Origin of the sequence: Streptomyces sp. ITFR-16 (assembly GCF_031844705.1) — a bacterium.
Classification (GTDB): domain Bacteria; phylum Actinomycetota; class Actinomycetes; order Streptomycetales; family Streptomycetaceae; genus Streptomyces.
Genome location: NZ_CP134609.1, coordinates 5,210,821 through 5,226,196 on the forward strand (window position 1 = coordinate 5,210,821; position 15,376 = coordinate 5,226,196).

Annotated in this window: 12 protein-coding genes and 1 tRNA gene; 10 read left to right on the forward strand and 3 right to left on the reverse strand. The window is 71.6% G+C overall.

What is annotated here, in order from left to right:
* Positions 1-130 precede the first annotated feature (130 nt).
* The 7 genes from RLT58_RS23120 to RLT58_RS23150 all read left to right on the forward strand — a co-directional run bounded on the left by RLT58_RS23120 (position 131) and on the right by RLT58_RS23150 (position 6,788).
* Positions 131-1,255: a TIGR03364 family FAD-dependent oxidoreductase gene (locus RLT58_RS23120; protein WP_311312281.1), complete on the forward strand. Its 1,125-nt coding sequence runs from the start codon at positions 131-133 to the stop codon at positions 1,253-1,255.
* Positions 1,256-1,290: 35 nt separating this feature from the next.
* Positions 1,291-1,989 carry a phosphonatase-like hydrolase gene (locus tag RLT58_RS23125; RefSeq protein WP_311314614.1) on the forward strand — a complete coding sequence of 233 codons (699 nt, stop codon included), beginning with the start codon at positions 1,291-1,293 and terminating at the stop codon, positions 1,987-1,989.
* Entirely contained in the window at positions 1,986-3,071 is a 1,086-nt protein-coding gene (locus tag RLT58_RS23130; RefSeq protein WP_311312282.1) for an ABC transporter ATP-binding protein, read from the forward strand. The genes RLT58_RS23125 and RLT58_RS23130 overlap by 4 nt, the downstream gene beginning before the upstream one ends.
* A gap of 137 nt (positions 3,072-3,208) precedes the next feature.
* Entirely contained in the window at positions 3,209-3,997 is a 789-nt protein-coding gene (locus tag RLT58_RS23135; protein WP_311312283.1) for an HAD-IIA family hydrolase, read from the forward strand.
* Positions 3,998-4,120: 123 nt separating this feature from the next.
* Positions 4,121-4,678, forward strand: coding sequence for a hypothetical protein (locus tag RLT58_RS23140; protein WP_311312284.1), 558 nt, complete (start codon positions 4,121-4,123; stop codon positions 4,676-4,678).
* A gap of 1 nt (position 4,679) precedes the next feature.
* The gene (locus tag RLT58_RS23145) at positions 4,680-5,411 is read left to right on the forward strand and encodes a class F sortase (RefSeq protein WP_311312285.1); all 732 of its coding nucleotides are present in this window, start codon (positions 4,680-4,682) and stop codon (positions 5,409-5,411) included.
* 351 nt (positions 5,412-5,762) lie between these two features.
* A complete protein-coding gene (locus RLT58_RS23150; protein WP_311314615.1) occupies positions 5,763-6,788 on the forward strand; it encodes a glycoside hydrolase family 6 protein in 1,026 nt (341 codons plus the stop codon).
* Here RLT58_RS23150 and RLT58_RS23155 read toward each other — a convergent pair.
* The 3 genes from RLT58_RS23155 to RLT58_RS23165 all read right to left on the reverse strand — a co-directional run bounded on the left by RLT58_RS23155 (position 6,785) and on the right by RLT58_RS23165 (position 11,185).
* A complete protein-coding gene (locus tag RLT58_RS23155; RefSeq protein WP_311312286.1) occupies positions 6,785-8,719 on the reverse strand; it encodes a radical copper oxidase GlxA in 1,935 nt (644 codons plus the stop codon). The genes RLT58_RS23150 and RLT58_RS23155 overlap by 4 nt on opposite strands.
* Complete coding sequence (locus RLT58_RS23160) at positions 8,716-10,629, reverse strand: glycosyltransferase family 2 protein (protein ID WP_311312287.1); 1,914 nt, start codon at positions 10,627-10,629, stop codon at positions 8,716-8,718. The genes RLT58_RS23155 and RLT58_RS23160 overlap by 4 nt, the downstream gene beginning before the upstream one ends.
* 482 nt (positions 10,630-11,111) lie before the next feature.
* A tRNA-Lys gene (locus RLT58_RS23165) sits at positions 11,112-11,185 on the reverse strand.
* 183 nt (positions 11,186-11,368) lie between these two features.
* Between RLT58_RS23165 and RLT58_RS23170 the strand changes: the two genes are divergently transcribed.
* The 3 genes from RLT58_RS23170 to RLT58_RS23180 all read left to right on the forward strand — a co-directional run bounded on the left by RLT58_RS23170 (position 11,369) and on the right by RLT58_RS23180 (position 15,359).
* Positions 11,369-12,670, forward strand: a complete 1,302-nt coding sequence (locus RLT58_RS23170; protein WP_311312288.1) for a peptidoglycan-binding protein — start codon at positions 11,369-11,371, stop codon at positions 12,668-12,670.
* Between the two features lie 25 nt (positions 12,671-12,695).
* The gene (locus RLT58_RS23175) at positions 12,696-14,600 is read left to right on the forward strand and encodes an SPFH domain-containing protein (protein WP_311312289.1); all 1,905 of its coding nucleotides are present in this window, start codon (positions 12,696-12,698) and stop codon (positions 14,598-14,600) included.
* Positions 14,601-14,768: 168 nt separating this feature from the next.
* Positions 14,769-15,359, forward strand: a complete 591-nt coding sequence (locus tag RLT58_RS23180) for a lytic polysaccharide monooxygenase auxiliary activity family 9 protein (protein ID WP_311312290.1) — start codon at positions 14,769-14,771, stop codon at positions 15,357-15,359.
* Positions 15,360-15,376: the final 17 nt, after the last annotated feature.

Consider the following 15,376-nt stretch of genomic DNA (forward strand, 5'->3'; position numbering starts at 1 on the left):
CCGCAGGCGCATCGGCCGCCGTTTCTCATCACGGAAAGATAACGGGTCTAGTCCAGGTTTGGGGTCCGGTTCACCTTCCCGTTGCCGTCCCGATCCGCGCGGGCCATCCGCCCCGAGGAGCGTGGCCGTCGTGAGAGTCATCGTCGTAGGAGCCGGCGTGGTGGGAACCATGCACGCCTGGCACGCAGTGAACCGCGGCCACGAGGTCGTACAGATCGAGCGCGAGAGCGAGGCACGCGGGGCATCCCTCCGCAATTTCGGACAGATTTGGGTCAGCGGCCGGGCCGGCGGCGAGGAGCTGGAGACCGCGCTCCGGGCGCGTGAGCTGTGGGAGTCGCTCGGTGAGCGGGTCCCCGGTCTGGGCTTCCGGGCCTGCGGCTCGCTCACCCCGGTGCGCACCGCGCGGGAGCTCGCCGTCGCCGAGGCTGCCGTCACCCGCCCCGACGCGGCGGCCCGCGGCTACAAGCTGCTCACCCCCGGCGAGGCCCGCGCCCTCAACCCCGCCCTGCGCGGCGAGTTCGCCGCCGCCCTGTGGTGCGAGCGGGACGCGGCCGTCGAGCCGCGCACCGCCCAGCTCGCCCTCAAGCAGGAGCTGCTGGCCTCCGGCCGGTACACCTACCTCGGCGGACGCGAGGTGCGCGAGGTGGCCGGCACGGCGTCCGTCCGCGACGACCACGGCGACGTGCACACGGGCGACGCCGTCGTCCTCGCCACCGGCGCCTGGCTCGGCGGCCTCGTCCGCGAACTGGCCGGTCCGGACCTGCCGGTGCGGCGCGTCCGCCTCCAGATGATGCAGACCGCCCCGCTCGGCGAACCGCTCACCACCTCCGTCGCCGACGCCGACAGCTTCCGCTACTACCCGGCCTACCGGGGCGAGGCGCTCGACGAGCTGAACGCCGGACAGGCCCAGGCGCCCACCGCCGCCGAGCACCGCATGCAGCTCCTGATGGTGCAGCGCCGCGACGGCGGACTGACCATCGGCGACACCCACGAGTACGAGCACCCCTTCTCCTTCGACACCGTCGAGGAGCCGTACGAACACCTCACCGCGGTCGTCGAGTCCTTCCTCGGCCGCCCGCTGCCGCGCATCCGCCGCCGCTGGGCCGGGGTCTACGCCCAGTGCACCGACACCTCCCGCGTCGTCCACCGCCAGCAGGTGCGCGACGGCGTCTGGCTGGTCACGGGACCGGGCGGACGCGGCATGACCTGCTCTCCCGCCATAGCCGAAACGACCGCCGACGAACTGGGCTGGTGAAGACGTTGAACCACGACGCGACGACCCGACACGACATGCTGAATCTGATCGTCCTCGACATGGCCGGCACCACCGTCGCCGACGGCGGCCTCGTCGAGCAGGCCTTCGCCGCCGCGGCCGGCCGCCTCGGCGTGGAGCCGGGCTCCGCCGACCACGCGGAGAAGCTCGCCCACGTCCGCGCCACCATGGGCGAATCCAAGATCACCGTCTTCCGTCATCTGTTCGGCGAGGAGACCCTCGCCCAGCGGGCCAACACCGCCTTCGAGGAGGCGTACGGAGAACTGGTCGACGGCGGCCGCATCGCCCCGGTCCCGGGCGCCCGCGAGGCCATCGAACACCTCACGGCCCAGGGCCGGACCGTCGTCCTGTCCACCGGATTCGCCCGCACCACCCAGGACGCGATCCTCGCCGCGCTCGGCTGGCAGGACCTGGTCACGCTGACCCTCTGCCCCGCCGACGCGGGCGGGCGCGGGCGCCCCTACCCCGACATGGTCCTCGCCGCGCTCCTGCGCACCGGGGCGGTGGACGACGTCCGCCGGACCGTCGTCGCGGGGGACACCTCGTACGACATGCTCAGCGGGGTGCGCGCCGGGGCCGGCATCGTCGCGGGCGTCCTCACCGGCGCCCATGACAGGGACCGGCTGACCCGCAGCGGCGCCACCCATGTCCTCGGCTCCGTCGCCGAACTGCCCGGTCTGATCGAGCGGGCCGAGACCGCGCGGGCCGGGGCATGACGGGCGGGGCCGAAGCCGTCCGCGGCGGGATCCGGTTCGACCGGGTCAGCGTCGCCTACGGCGGCAGCATCGTGCTCGACGGGCTCGACCTGACCGTCGAACCCGGCGAGGTCATGGCCCTGCTCGGGCCCTCCGGCTCCGGCAAGACGACCGCCCTGCGCGCCGTCGCCGGATTCGTCCGGCCCGCGTCCGGGCGGGTGTTCATCGGAGGCCGCGACGTCACCGCCCTGCCGCCGCACAGGCGCGGCATCGGCATGGTCGTCCAGCAGTACGCCCTCTTCCCGCATCTGCGGGTCCAGGACAACGTCGCCTTCGGGCTGGGGGCGCGGAAGGCCGACAAGGCGGAGATCCCGGCGCGGGTCACGGAGGCGCTCGAACTCGTCGGCATGGCCGCGTACGCCAGGCGCTACCCGCGCGAACTCTCCGGCGGCCAGCAGCAGCGCGTCGCCATCGCCCGCGCGCTCGCCATCCGGCCGGGCGTCCTGCTGCTCGACGAACCGCTCTCCGCGCTCGACGCCCAGCTGCGCTCCGGGATGCTCACCGAACTGGCCCGGCTGCACCGGGAACTGCCCGACGTCTCCATCCTGTACGTCACCCACGACCAGGTCGAGGCGCTGACCCTGGCCGACCGGATCGCCGTCATGGACCGGGCCCGGCTCCGGGACTGCGGCACCCCGCAGGAGCTGTACCGGCGGCCGCGCACGGAGTTCACCGCGTCGTTCGTCGGCAACGCGAACCTGCTGCCGGTCACCGTCGCGGAGCCCGCCGGCACCGTGGAGTTCGCGGGCCGCGCGCTCGCGGTGCCGACGGGGTCGGTGGCCGGCGGGGCCACCGCGACGCTGTGCGTCCGGCCGCATCTGGTGGGGCTCGGCGACGGGCCCAACGCGCTGGCCGGCACGGTCGCGGAGGTCCAGTGGCGCGGGTCCACGCACCGGCTGTACGTCGATGTCGACGGGCACCGGGTGAAGGCGGATGTCCGGGAACTGCGGGTCACGCCCGCGCTGGGCGACGCGGACTGGTCGGACATCGGCGCCCACCTCGACACGTACGTGGACGCCTGGAAGTCCGCCACCGGCAGCTGATCACCGGCGGATGCCGTCCGTCGAGCTCAGGCGGTATCTGCCGGAGGGGCGAGCAGCCTAAAATCGGGGACGTCGGCGCTGCACAGCGCGGTGCCGCCGGCGTCCCCGCACCCGGCGTACGGCAACTGGAGTCCCACATGGCAGAGCGCAAGCCGATCTCGTCCTGGCTCACCGACATGGACGGCGTCCTCATCCACGAGGGGACCCCCATCCCCGGCGCCGACGCCTTCATCAAGCGGCTGCGGGACTCGGGCCTGCCGTTCCTGGTCCTCACCAACAACTCGATCTACACCGCGCGCGACCTGCACGCCCGGCTCAAGCGCATGGGCCTGGACGTGCCCGTCGAGAACATCTGGACCTCCGCGCTCGCCACCGCCCAGTTCCTGGACGACCAGCGGCCCGGCGGCACGGCCTACGTCATCGGCGAGGCCGGGCTCACCACCGCGCTGCACGACATCGGCTACGTCCTCACGGACCACGAGCCGGACTACGTGGTGCTCGGCGAGACGCGTACGTACTCCTTCGAGGCGCTCACCAAGGCGATCCGGCTGATCAACGGCGGGGCCCGCTTCATCTGCACCAACCCCGACGAGACCGGCCCCTCCGCCGAGGGCCCGCTGCCCGCCACCGGGTCCGTCGCCGCGCTGATCACCAAGGCGACCGGCAAGGCCCCGTACTTCGCGGGCAAGCCCAACCCGCTGATGATGCGCACCGGCCTCAACGCGATCGGCGCCCACTCCGAGTCCAGTGCCATGATCGGCGACCGGATGGACACCGATGTGCTGGCCGGTCTGGAGGCGGGCATGCAGACCTTCCTGGTGCTCACCGGGCTCACCACGGTGGCCGACATCGACAAGTACCCCTTCCGGCCGTCCACGGTGGTGGAGTCCATCGCGGACCTGGTCGACCTCATCGACCTGAGCTGATCCGGGGGGCCCTCGCCGGGGCCCGGGGCCGGGGAGCGGCGCACACTCCACCGGCCCAGCGCCCCGGCCCCTGCGGATGCGGAAACGTCCCGGACGGGTGAACCTGCCATAAGGAGGTTCACGATGCGTTCAATACCCCTTACGTTCTGTGCCGCCGCGGTGGTCGCGGCGACCCTGGTGCCCGCGTCCGTCGCACTGGCCGAATCCGGCTCCGGCCACGGGGACTCCCGGTCCCGGGCCACCCTCTCCGTCTCCCCGTCGTCCGTCGCCCCCGGTGGTGAGGTCGACCTGGAGGTCGACGGCTGCAAGGGCAAGGAGGCCAAGGGGAACTCCGACGCCTTCGTCTCCGAGGCACGGTTCTCGCCCGGCGACGGCAGGACGCTCTTCGCCGAGGCCCGGATCCGCTCGGACGCCGAGCCCGGCGACTACGACGTGCAGGCCATCTGCAAGGACGACAAGCACACCAAGGTGTCGGCCGTCCTCACCGTCGCCCACCGCAGCCGGCCCATGCCGATCGCCCCGGTCCGCGCGGGCGGCGGCGGCACCGCCGTGCTCGCGGGACAGGCCCAGCAGGACGGACCCGGCACCGTGCACGCGGTGACCGGCCTCGCCCTGGCCGCCGTCGCGGCCGTCGCCGTCGCGTTCCGCAGCGCGCGCCGTCGCCGCCCGGCCACCGACTGACATGTCCGCCTCGGACCGCTCGGCGGGGCACGGCAGGCTGCTCACCGGAGTGGCCTGGGCCGTACTCCTGCTGGGCCTGTGGCTCTGGGGCCGCGGCATCACCGACGGCTCCGGCATCGGATCGGCCCCGACCACCGGCGATGTCGCCGCGGTCGGGCGCCCGCTCGGCGTGCCGCTGCCCCCCGCCCACGACCCGATCGAGGGCGCGGCACCGCAAAGCGTCGAGATCCCGTCGATCGGCATCCGGGCCCCCGTCGTCTCCCGGGGCCTGGACAAGGACGGGGCGATCGAGCCGCCGCCCTTCGAGACGCCGCAGACGGTCGGCTGGTTCGGCAGCGGCACCCAGCCCGGCGCCAAGGGCCCCGCCCTCTTCGTCGGCCATGTCGACACCGAGACCAAGCCCGCCGTCTTCTACGGGCTCAGCGCGGCCCGCCCCGGCGCCAAGGTCGAGGTCACCCGGGACGACGGCACGGTCGCCGAGTTCACCATCGACGACGTCCAGGTCTTCACCCGGGCGCGGTTCGACGCCCAGAAGGCGTACGGCCCCCGCAAGGACGGCCGGGCGGAGCTGCGGCTGATCACCTGCGGCGGCACCTACGACCGCGCCTCGCAGTCGTACACCGCGAACGTCGTCGTCTCGGCCTATCTGACCGGGGAGAAGTCCCGCGAGAAGGTGCGGGCCGAGGCGAAGGAGAAGGCGAGCGCGGCAGCCGGTGCGCGGAGCGACGGCTGATCCGCGGTACACGGCCCGGCCGGCCGCCCGGTTTCCCGGGCGCCGTCCGGGCCGGTCCTCGACCGCGGGGCGCGGGCCGCGGGAGTGGCCCGGCGCGGACACGGGAGGTCGGTGGCGGCCGGGTCCGCCGCACGCCCCACTGTAGGGGCACGAAGTCCTCCGGCCCACCCGGTTTCTGACGGTACGTCGATAACCGGTCACCCTCCGCAGGCGAGGGGTGCGGGCAGAGCGTGGTGAACCACCCGTAACGGCTCGGCGGCGAAGCCGGGAGGGACCGGGCCGGTCCCGGGCGCTGTGCCAGGATGGACGGCGATGCGACAGTGCACCGCCGTCGCAGCCGAGGGGGAGTGGATGTACGGCAGTCACAACGGCCGGTTCGGCATGCGAGGGGCCACGGCCGTGGCGGGGGCCGCGCTGCTGCTCGCCGGATGCACCTCGTCCGGCGACGGCTCCGGCGACGGCGGGGACGGCAAGAACCCGGCGGCCATCGGCCAGCGGCCCGCGGGCAGCGATCCGTACTGGGTCAACCCCGACGGGAACGCCGCCCGGCAGGTCGCCCGGTACACCGAGGACGGCAAGAAGAAGGAGGCCGCCCTGATCCGCCGCATCGCGGAGCAGCCGGTCGGGGAGTGGATCGGCACGGACAACCCCGAGGCCGAGGCGAAGGGCTTCACCGAGGCGGCGAAGAAGGCCCACCGGGAAGCGGTGCTGGTCCTCTACAACATCCCGCACCGCGACTGCGGGCAGTTCTCCAAGGGCGGCGCCGCCGACGGGGACGCGTACCGCGCCTGGGTGGAGAGCGTGGCCCAGGGCATCGGCGACCGGGGTGCGACGGTGATCCTGGAGCCGGACGCGGTGCTGCACCTGGTCGACGGGTGCACCCCGCAGGAGTTCCACGAGGAGCGCTACGACCTGCTCAAGGGTGCGGTGGAGCGGCTCGAGGAGCTGCCGGGCACCAAGGTCTACCTGGACGCGGGCAACGCGGGCTGGCACACCCCGGATGCGCTCTTCCAGCCGCTGGCACGGGCGGGCATCGGCGCGGCCGACGGCTTCGCGGTGAACGTGTCCAACTTCCAGACCACCGAGGTCAGCAAGGAGTTCGGCAAGCAGCTGTCGGCGAAGGTCGGCGGCAAGCCGTTCGTCATCGACACCAGCCGCAACGGCAACGGCCCGTACACCGCCGGCGCCCCCGAGGAGAACTGGTGCAACCCGCCGGGCCGGGCCCTCGGCGAGGCGCCGACGACGTCCACAGGCGACGACCTGGTCGACGCCTACCTCTGGATCAAGCGCCCCGGCGAGTCGGACGGCGACTGCCGGGGCGGCCCGAAGGCGGGCGACTGGTGGCCCGCGTACGCCCTGGGTCTGGCACGCGGCTAGGGCACCTCCACCCAGGTCCCCTCGGACGGGGTGCCCTTGTCGTCGGTGACGAAGAGCATGTACCAGCCGGACGGCACCAGCGCCCGGTTCTTCGGCACCGTCACCGAGATCCCGCCGTCGGTCTTCTTCAGGTCCAGCGCCACCGAGCGCTGGTCGGTGTCGGTGACATGCGTGACCGCGCTCGGCCGCATCAGCTTCGCCGACCTGATCGACGCGGCCTGGTTGGTGGTGAACATGGCCGTGCCGCCGCGCTTGATCCTTTTCGGTCCTGCGGTCAGCTCGGGCCGGGAGTCGCGGTAGAGGTACGGCGGGGTGTAGATCTCGATGCGCTGCTCGAAGACGCCGGGCCGGGTGTTGGCCTTGTCGGAGTAGAGCGAGTCGGAGCCGAAGATCATGACCCGGCCGTCCGGCAGGAGCACCGACCCGGAGTGGTAGTTGCGCCCCACCCCGGGGTCCGCGACCCGCTTGTAGGTGTCCGACTTCGCGTCGTACAACCGCGCCTGGAGGACGTCGGAGCCGCCGCGGCCCCGGTAGTCGTTGGATCCGCCGGTGACCAGCAGGGAGTCGTCGGGGAGCAGGGAGGCGCTCGGGTAGCGGGTGCCCTCGTCGAGGGACGCGCCGTCCTTGAACCGGGGGTCGGGGTCCTTGAGGTCGACCAGCCGGGACTTCTCGCTGGACTTGTCGGACTCGCCGACCCCGCCGCCGCCGATCACCATGAACTTCTCGTCCTGGGCCGGGGGCAGCCGTACGGTCGCCGAGGTCTCCATCTTGTCCGGGTCGCTCAGGCCGGGGATCTTGGTGAACCTGTTGGTCGCCAGGTCCCAGACGCCGGGGGCGCGGCCGACGGTGGCCGGGCCGTAGCCGGCGTTGGACCCGGAGTAGAAGAGCTTGCCGTCGTTGAGCAGGAAGACCGCCGGATAGGTGGGGAACTTCCGGACGATGCCGGTGTACGTCCACTTCTTGGTCTTCGGGTCGTAGATCTCGTCCTTGCCGGGGACGATCTGCCCGATCTCGTCCAGCCCGGAGAGCGCGAGGACCTTGCCGTCCTTCAGCGTGGTGAGCGTCGGGTACCAGCGCGCCTCGTTCATCGGGTCGACGGTGATGTACTTCTCCGCCACCGGATCGAACTCGTAGGCCTCCCGGATGCCCTGGAAGTCCTTCTTGTCGAGGGCGAGCTTCTGGGCGATCCCGTAGACGTTGCGGGTGTCGGAGCCCGACAGCCCGGCTATCCGGTAGTTGTCCTCGGCGCCCGTCTCGTACGCCGTGCCGGACTTCTGCGCCTCGACGTAGATCCGGCCGAGTCCGGGGTCGTTGCGCAGGAAGGCCCCGGTGTTCTTGTCGAAGACCTTGGTGGCCTTCTCCACCAGCACGGGGTCCTTGGTGACGAAGGTCTTGCCGTTGGCCTTGCCGGTGAATCTGGTGCCCGCGGGCAGCGTGATCGGCTTGTCCGGGTCCTCGTTGTGGACGACCATCAGGCCGCCGGCCTTGGTGACGTCGCCCTTGAGCTTCTCGTAGCGCTTGGTGCCGCCGGCTATGAGCAGTTTGCCGTCGGGCAGTTGGGTGTGGCCGGAACAGAACATGTCCTTGGGCGTGGGTATGTTCTTGAAGGTGTTGGACTTCGGGTCCCACAGCACCGACCGGAAGGACTTGGCGTCGAAGTTCTTCTGGTTGTTGCCCGAACCGGCGACGAGCAGCACCTTGCCGGTGTGCAGCAGCGCCGCGTGGATCGTGTTGATCCGGAACTCGGAGGGGATGTCCAGGAAGTCCCAGTGGCCGTTGGCCGCCTTGTACTCCGGCTTGTTGATCTTGTAATCGTGGTAGCGCTCGGTGCTGAAGCGGTACAGCCACGGCCCGTTCGCTCCCGCGAGCGCGAGAACCACCGCCGTACTGATCGCCATGCGGCGGGTACGGCGGCTCGGACGGTACTTCATGGTTTACGTCCCCCAAGGGCGATCTGCATGGTCTCTTCGTTGCCGGGCCAGTGGGCCCCGGCCTGCGGGGCGCCGGCCGGTGGGCCGCTCGCGGGCGGCGGGCCCGCCCGGCGCTTCTTCTTCTCCGCGCGCACGGTGGACTGCCAGCCGAGGATCGGAGCCGCGGTGATCAGCAGCGCCAGCGCGGCCCAGGTGAGCATCGCCGGGTGGCTGTGGCCGAGGACGAACGACGCCACGATGGAGCCGCCGAAGACCAGGATGAAGAAGAGGTGGATGCGGAAGGTGCCGAAGAGGGTGTCCGGGCTGGACGAGTCGCCCTTGGGCGTCACCACGAAGGAGCTCTTGCGGCGCAGCACGGCGTCCATCAGCGAGCGGGCGTAGAGCGGGGCGGAGAGCGCGGACATCACCATGCCGGCCAGGCCGCCGGAGCCCTCGGGCTCGTGCGGCGAGACGTTGTGCCGGCGGTTCCAGATGTACAGCCCGATCTGGAGCGCGGAGGCGTTGCCGTACAGCATCATCCAGACCGTGGGGTCGATCTGCACACCCGAGGCGCCCATGCCCAGGAACAGCGCGCAACTGAGGGCGGCGAGGATCCAGTTCATGGCGGACATCGGATAGAAGATGATCATCATCGTGTAGTTGAAGAGCTTGCCCGCGGGCAGCGAGAAGAAGCCCTTCCAGTACTGCTTGAGGATCGTCTCGTACGTCCCGCGCGACCAGCGCAGCTGCTGGGTGAAGAAGTCCGTCCACGCGGTCGGGCCCTCGCCCACGGCCAGCACGTCCGGGGTGTAGACCGAGCGCCACTTGCGGCCGGTGTGCGGATTGCGGGCGCGGTGCATCTCGAAGCCGGTGGCCATGTCCTCGGTGATCGAGTCGTACAGCCCGCCGATCTGCTTCAGCGCCGTGATCCGTACCGCGTTGCTGGTGCCGACGAACATCGGCGCGCCGTACCGGTTGCCCGCACGCTGGATCAGCGCGTGGAAGAGGAACTGCTGGGACTCGGCGGCCTTGGTGACGAAGGTGTCGTAGTTGCCGTAGACCTGCGGACCGATGACGAAGCCGACGTCCGGGTCGCGGAAGTAGCCGAGCATCCGCTCCAGATAGTTGGGCATCGGTACGTGATCGGTGTCGACGGAGGCGAAGAAGTCGTACGCGTCGCCGTGCGCGTCGAGCCAGGCGTTGTAGTTGCCGTGCTTGGTCTTCGCCCGGTGCGGGCCCTTGGCCTGGTTCCAGTGCGCCACGCCCTTGCGGGAGAAGTGGTGCACCCCGAGCCGCCGGCAGACCTCCTTCACCGCCGGGTCGTCGCCCTCGTCGAGCAGCCAGACGTGCATCAGCCCGCGGTGGCGGATGCGGACGGCGGCCTCCAGGGTCTTCGTCACCATCTCCAGGGGTTCCTTGCCCGGGACGAAGGAGGTGAGGAAGGCGACCCGGGTGCCGGTCTCCGGCACGACCGGGACCGGGTCGCGCGCCACCAGCGTGGCGTGCGCGTTGGAGAGGACGTTCATGGTGCGGAAGAGCTCGATCAGACCGATCGAGACCAGCATCACGACGTCGAGGACCAGCAGCGTGTCGTTCTTGAGGTTCGGGTCGCGCTGGGTCCAGTGCTCGGGCTGCATCAGCCAGGCGAAGAGGCCGAGCGAGACGAGCGGGGCGGCGCCGAGCAGGAGCGTCGCACGGATGCGGTGCGGCTCCTGGGAGAGGAGCGAGCGGTACTTCACGGTGTACGGCTTGGCCGGATCGGGCTGGGTCAGTGGCCCGGCGAGCCGGCTGTAGTGCTCGTAGTCGTACCGTGGCAGCGCTTTCTTCTGCCGCCGCCGGTGGCCCCCGGTCCGCGGCTGCGGGGGTATCCGAAGCTGGGCGGTCCGGGAAGGGTCGTTGTCCTGCCGGGCGCCTGGCGGCGTCGACGTCATGGGTCATCCCCCTGCACGCAGGAGACTGCGTGGTCGCTCGGTCGTTTCGTCCGCCGTGTCTCCCCCTGAAACGCGGCCGACGGCTCAGTGGCGGGTCGCCTTTCCTGAGACATGGAATGCCGACCTTCCGGTTGCATGATGCCTGTTCGGCATCCGGTCGCGAACGAGGCCCCCACCTCGTGCCGGACACAACCGGAATATCCCCCTCTTCCACCCCCCAACTGCACCGGTCGCCGGACCGGTTGGCGCCGACGACTCCCAGACAGGTTGGCCGAACCCGGGCGTCTCCGCAAGGGGGGAAACAGACTGTTAACCGCTCATACGCACGATTTGAGGGGCTCTTGCGCAGGGGCGGCGCGGGGGCGTAGGGCGGGGCCCGTGCGCCGCCGGGGGAGCCGGGGGAGGGTCGGGAGGAGAGGTGGGAAAGGGGCCGGAAACGAACAACGCCCCCTCACGCGTGGTGAGGGGGCGTTGACTCTGCGTGCGCCGCCAGGGACTCGAACCCCGGACCCGCTGATTAAGAGTCAGCTGCTCTAACCAACTGAGCTAGCGGCGCCTGCTGACCTGGAGAACTCTACCCGATCCGGGACGGTGCTCCTGACCATTTCACCTTCGTCCCGGCCTGTCGGATGGTAGTTTTTTCTCTTCTATCCGTCAAAATGCGATATGTCAGGAGAGTTGAAACACTGACGCCCGTGCAGATGCGCCCAAAGATCTTGACGAGTGCGGAGGGAATCGCATGACTGTGCCGGCCTTCGAGGAGTACGTACCCGCCGTCGACTGCACCTGTGCGGGGTGCGCCGTCCAACGGCGGACCGCGGCGACGGGACTGCCGACGCGGTACGGAGGGCATCCGGCCGCGCACGGCGCGCGGCGCGCGATGGTGCTGGTCACCGCCGCCGGCGTGGTGCTGAGCGGCGGGGTGGCGGCGGCCGGCCCCGCCCCGGTGCCGGGCGCGGGACCGGTGAGCGATCCCTCGCCGGGGCCCGACAGCCCCCAGGGCGGGCCCGGCCCGCTGCGCGGCTCGGGGGCCTCGGGGCCGCCCGCCGCCCAGTCGGTACCGGTGCTGCGCGAGACCACCCGGGCCGACATCATCAACCGGGCCAAGAAGTGGGTCACCGCGCAGGTCCCGTACAGCATGGACAAGTACTGGTCCGACGGATACCGGCAGGACTGCTCCGGCTATGTGTCCATGGCCTGGAACCTGGCGGGCAACGAGTGGACCGGCAGCCTCGCCACATACGGCACGCGGATCGCGCGGGAGGAGCTGCAGCCCGGCGACATCCTGCTCTTCCACAACCCGGCCGACCCCACGAAGGGCTCCCACGTCACGATCTTCGGGGGCTGGACGGACTACACCCATACCCACTACACGGCGTACGAGCAGACCAAGCCGCACACCCGCAAGCAGACGACGCCCATGGCGTACTGGACCAACTCCGGCAACTACGTCGCCTACCGCTACAAGGGGCTGACGACCGGCAGCGGCGGCAGCACGGCGACGACGACCCCGTTCCCCGGCGCCGGGAGCTTCGGTGCCGGAGCGAACAACGCCTATGTCACCCAGCTCGGCAAGATGCTGGTCGACCGGGGCGGCAAGCGCTTCTACAAGGTCGGGCCCGGGCCCGCCTGGAGCAGCGCCGACCGGCTGGCCACCGAGGCGTTCCAGAAGGCGCAGGGCTGGAAGGGTGCGGAGGCCGACGGCATCCCCGGCCCCGACACCTGGAGCCTCCTGGTGACCGGGAAGGGCCATGACATCCCCGCCGCGACGGGGACGGCCGGCCAGAGCGGTTCGACCGGGGTGCCCGCGTTCCCCGGACGGGGCTATTTCCGGCCGGGTCAGTCCAACAGCCATGTCGACAGGCTCGGCAAACAGTTGGTGAAGAAGGGATACGGCAAGTACTACCTGGTGGGCCCCGGACCCGTGTGGACCGAGGCGGACCGGCGCAATGTCGAGGCCTTCCAGAAGGCACAGGGCTGGAAGGGCACGGAGGCCGACGGCTATCCGGGCCCGGAGACCTGGCGGCGACTCTTCGCGTGACACGACGCACATGACGGAGGCGGTAATGCGATCCACGGTGTCGGACAGCTCCGGGAACCCGGAGAACGGGCAGGACCCGGCGTACGGGGAGGAGAGATACGGGGCGGTCCCGGTGCGGGAGTGGGTGGGGCCGGGCGGCGCGGGCAGCGTCACGGACGCGTGGGCCGCCGCGGCCGACGACCGGGCGGTGGCCGCCGACGGCCGGCGGCCGGCAAAGAGCCGTACGCCCGCGCCGGGCCCGGACCCGGTGGCCGGCCTGGACCCGGAGCCGGCCCCCTTTGCGGTGGCGGCCCCGGCCCCAGCCGCCGACGAGGCCGGGCGCGTGGCCGAACACGCGTCCGGCGACGGCGGTCCGGCGCACTCCGGTCCGGCGCACTCCGGTCCTGACTCCGTCGTCGATCTGGTGCTCGACCTGGTGCCGGCCGAGGACGACCGCAAGGGTTCCGCCTTCGGCGCCACCTCGGCGTCGGTGTCCGTGCCCCCGACGAGCCACGCGGTGCCGGAGGAGGCGGAGCCGGAAGCGGTGGCTCCCGCCCCCGTCGTTCCCGATCCGGCGACTCCGGCGGTTCCGGCGGTTCCGGCGACTCCGGTGACTCCGGTGACTCCGGTGACTCCGGTGGCCGAGGCCGACCCGCTGCCCGAGCCCGAGCCGGAGCCGGAGGCGGACCCCGAGCCGGCCCTCGCCCCCGAGCCCGTCCTCGTCCTGTCCGGCGCGGGAAGCGGAAGCGGAACCGCAGCCGAGACGGAAGCCGGGACCGCCGCCCGCGTGCCCGGCCCCGACGCCGGGCCCCGTACCGACTCCCGCTGGGACACCGGCCGGCACCAGGCGGTCATCGCCAACGAGCGCACCGCCTCCATCCCCGTGCACCTGCTCTTCCGCGACGACCCCGAGACCGGTGCGGACGCGGCGGCGCTGCCCGCCGCCGTCGTGCGGCCGGCCGCCGGGAGCGAGACCGCGCCCGGTGTCCGGCGTCCGCCGGTGCCGAGGTCACCGCAGGTGCGGCCCTCCACCCGGCCCTCGCCCGACGCAGACCCCCGGCTCCACGAGCGGCCCGGACCGGCGCTGCCCGGCTGGGTCGCGCTGCTCACCGGTCTCGTCGGGACCGCCGCCGCCGGCGGGGTGCTCTGGTGGGCCGGGGCGGTGCCGGCGCGGGTGCTCGCCCGGCTCGGGCTCGGCCCGCGTCCGTACGACGGACTCGGCGCGGGTGCCTGGGCGGCGCTGGCGGTGCTGACGACCGTGGTGCTCCTCGCGCTCGGCGGGCTGAGCCGGGGACGGGTCGGATACGCGTGGGTGCTCACGCTGTTCGGCCAGTACCGGGGCACCGTGCGGCGGACCGGTCTGATGTGGGTCAGCCCGCTGCTGCTGCGCCGCCGGGTCGACGTGCGGCTGCGGCACTGGCGCAGCGAGCCGCTGCCCGCGATGGATGCGAACGGTACGGCGCTGCGGGTGGTCGTCCTGGTCGTGTGGCGGGTCAAGGACACCGTGCGCGCGACGCTGGGCATCGAGGACCACGAGGAGTATCTGCGCGAGCAGGTCGAGTCGGCGATGGCGCGGGTCCTCTCCCAGCTCCCCGCCGACGCCTTCCACGAGGACGCGCACACCCTGCGCAACGCGGAGGCGGTCGGCGACGCGCTGACCCGGATGCTCAAGGCGGACTGCGAACCGGTCGGGATCGAGGTCTACTCCGCGCAGCCGACCGGGATCGAGTACGCGCCGGAGGTGGCGGCGGCCATGCAGCGGCGCCGGATCGCGGCCATCGACGCCAAGCACCGGGACAGTGTGCTGACGTCCGTGGTGGACGCCGTGGACGACACCGTCAACCGGCTGACCGCCCGGGGCCTCGTGGCGCTGGACGACTACGAACGCAAGGCGCTGGTCAAGGACTTGACGGTGGCCTTCTACACCGGCCGCACCGGTGACAGCGCCTGATCCTTCTCGGGGATGTCTCGTGGGGAGCTTTTGGGCAACCGGAATCCCGCTCCCATTGGTCTGGACATGTTCATGCCGCGTCAATAATCTATGACTTGGTCTAGACCGCACGACACGCGCGCAGCAGTGCTCATGGAACCTCCCCCACGAATCCGAGGAGCGACAGCAATGCGTAAGAAGACAGGTGCGGCCCTGGTGGGCCTCGCGGTGGCGGGCGTCTCGATGTTCGCCACCAGCAGCGCCAGCAGCCACGGCTACACCGACAACCCCATCAGCCGTCAGAAGCTGTGTGCCAACGGCACGGTGACGGGCTGCGGCAACATCCAGTGGGAGCCGCAGAGCGTCGAGGGCCCCAAGGGCTTCCCGGCGGCCGGCCCCGCCGACGGGGCGATCTGCTCCGGCGGTCACGGCGAGTTCGCGCAGCTCGACGACCCGCGCGGCGGCAACTGGCCCGCCACCCACGTCACCGCGGGCCAGGGCTTCAGCTTCCGCTGGCAGTTCACCGCCCGGCACGCCACGACGGACTTCCGCTACTACATCACCAAGAACGGCTGGGACCCCACCAAGCCGCTCAAGCGCTCCGACCTGGAGCCGCAGCCGTTCATGACGGTTCCGTACAACAACCAGCAGCCCCCGGCGACCCTGACCCAGCAGGGCACCATCCCCACCCAGAAGACCGGGAAGCACATCATCCTCAGCGTCTGGACGATCGCGGACACCGCCAACGCGTTCTACGCGTGCTCGGACGTTCAGTTCTGACGCTGTGTCAGTTACCG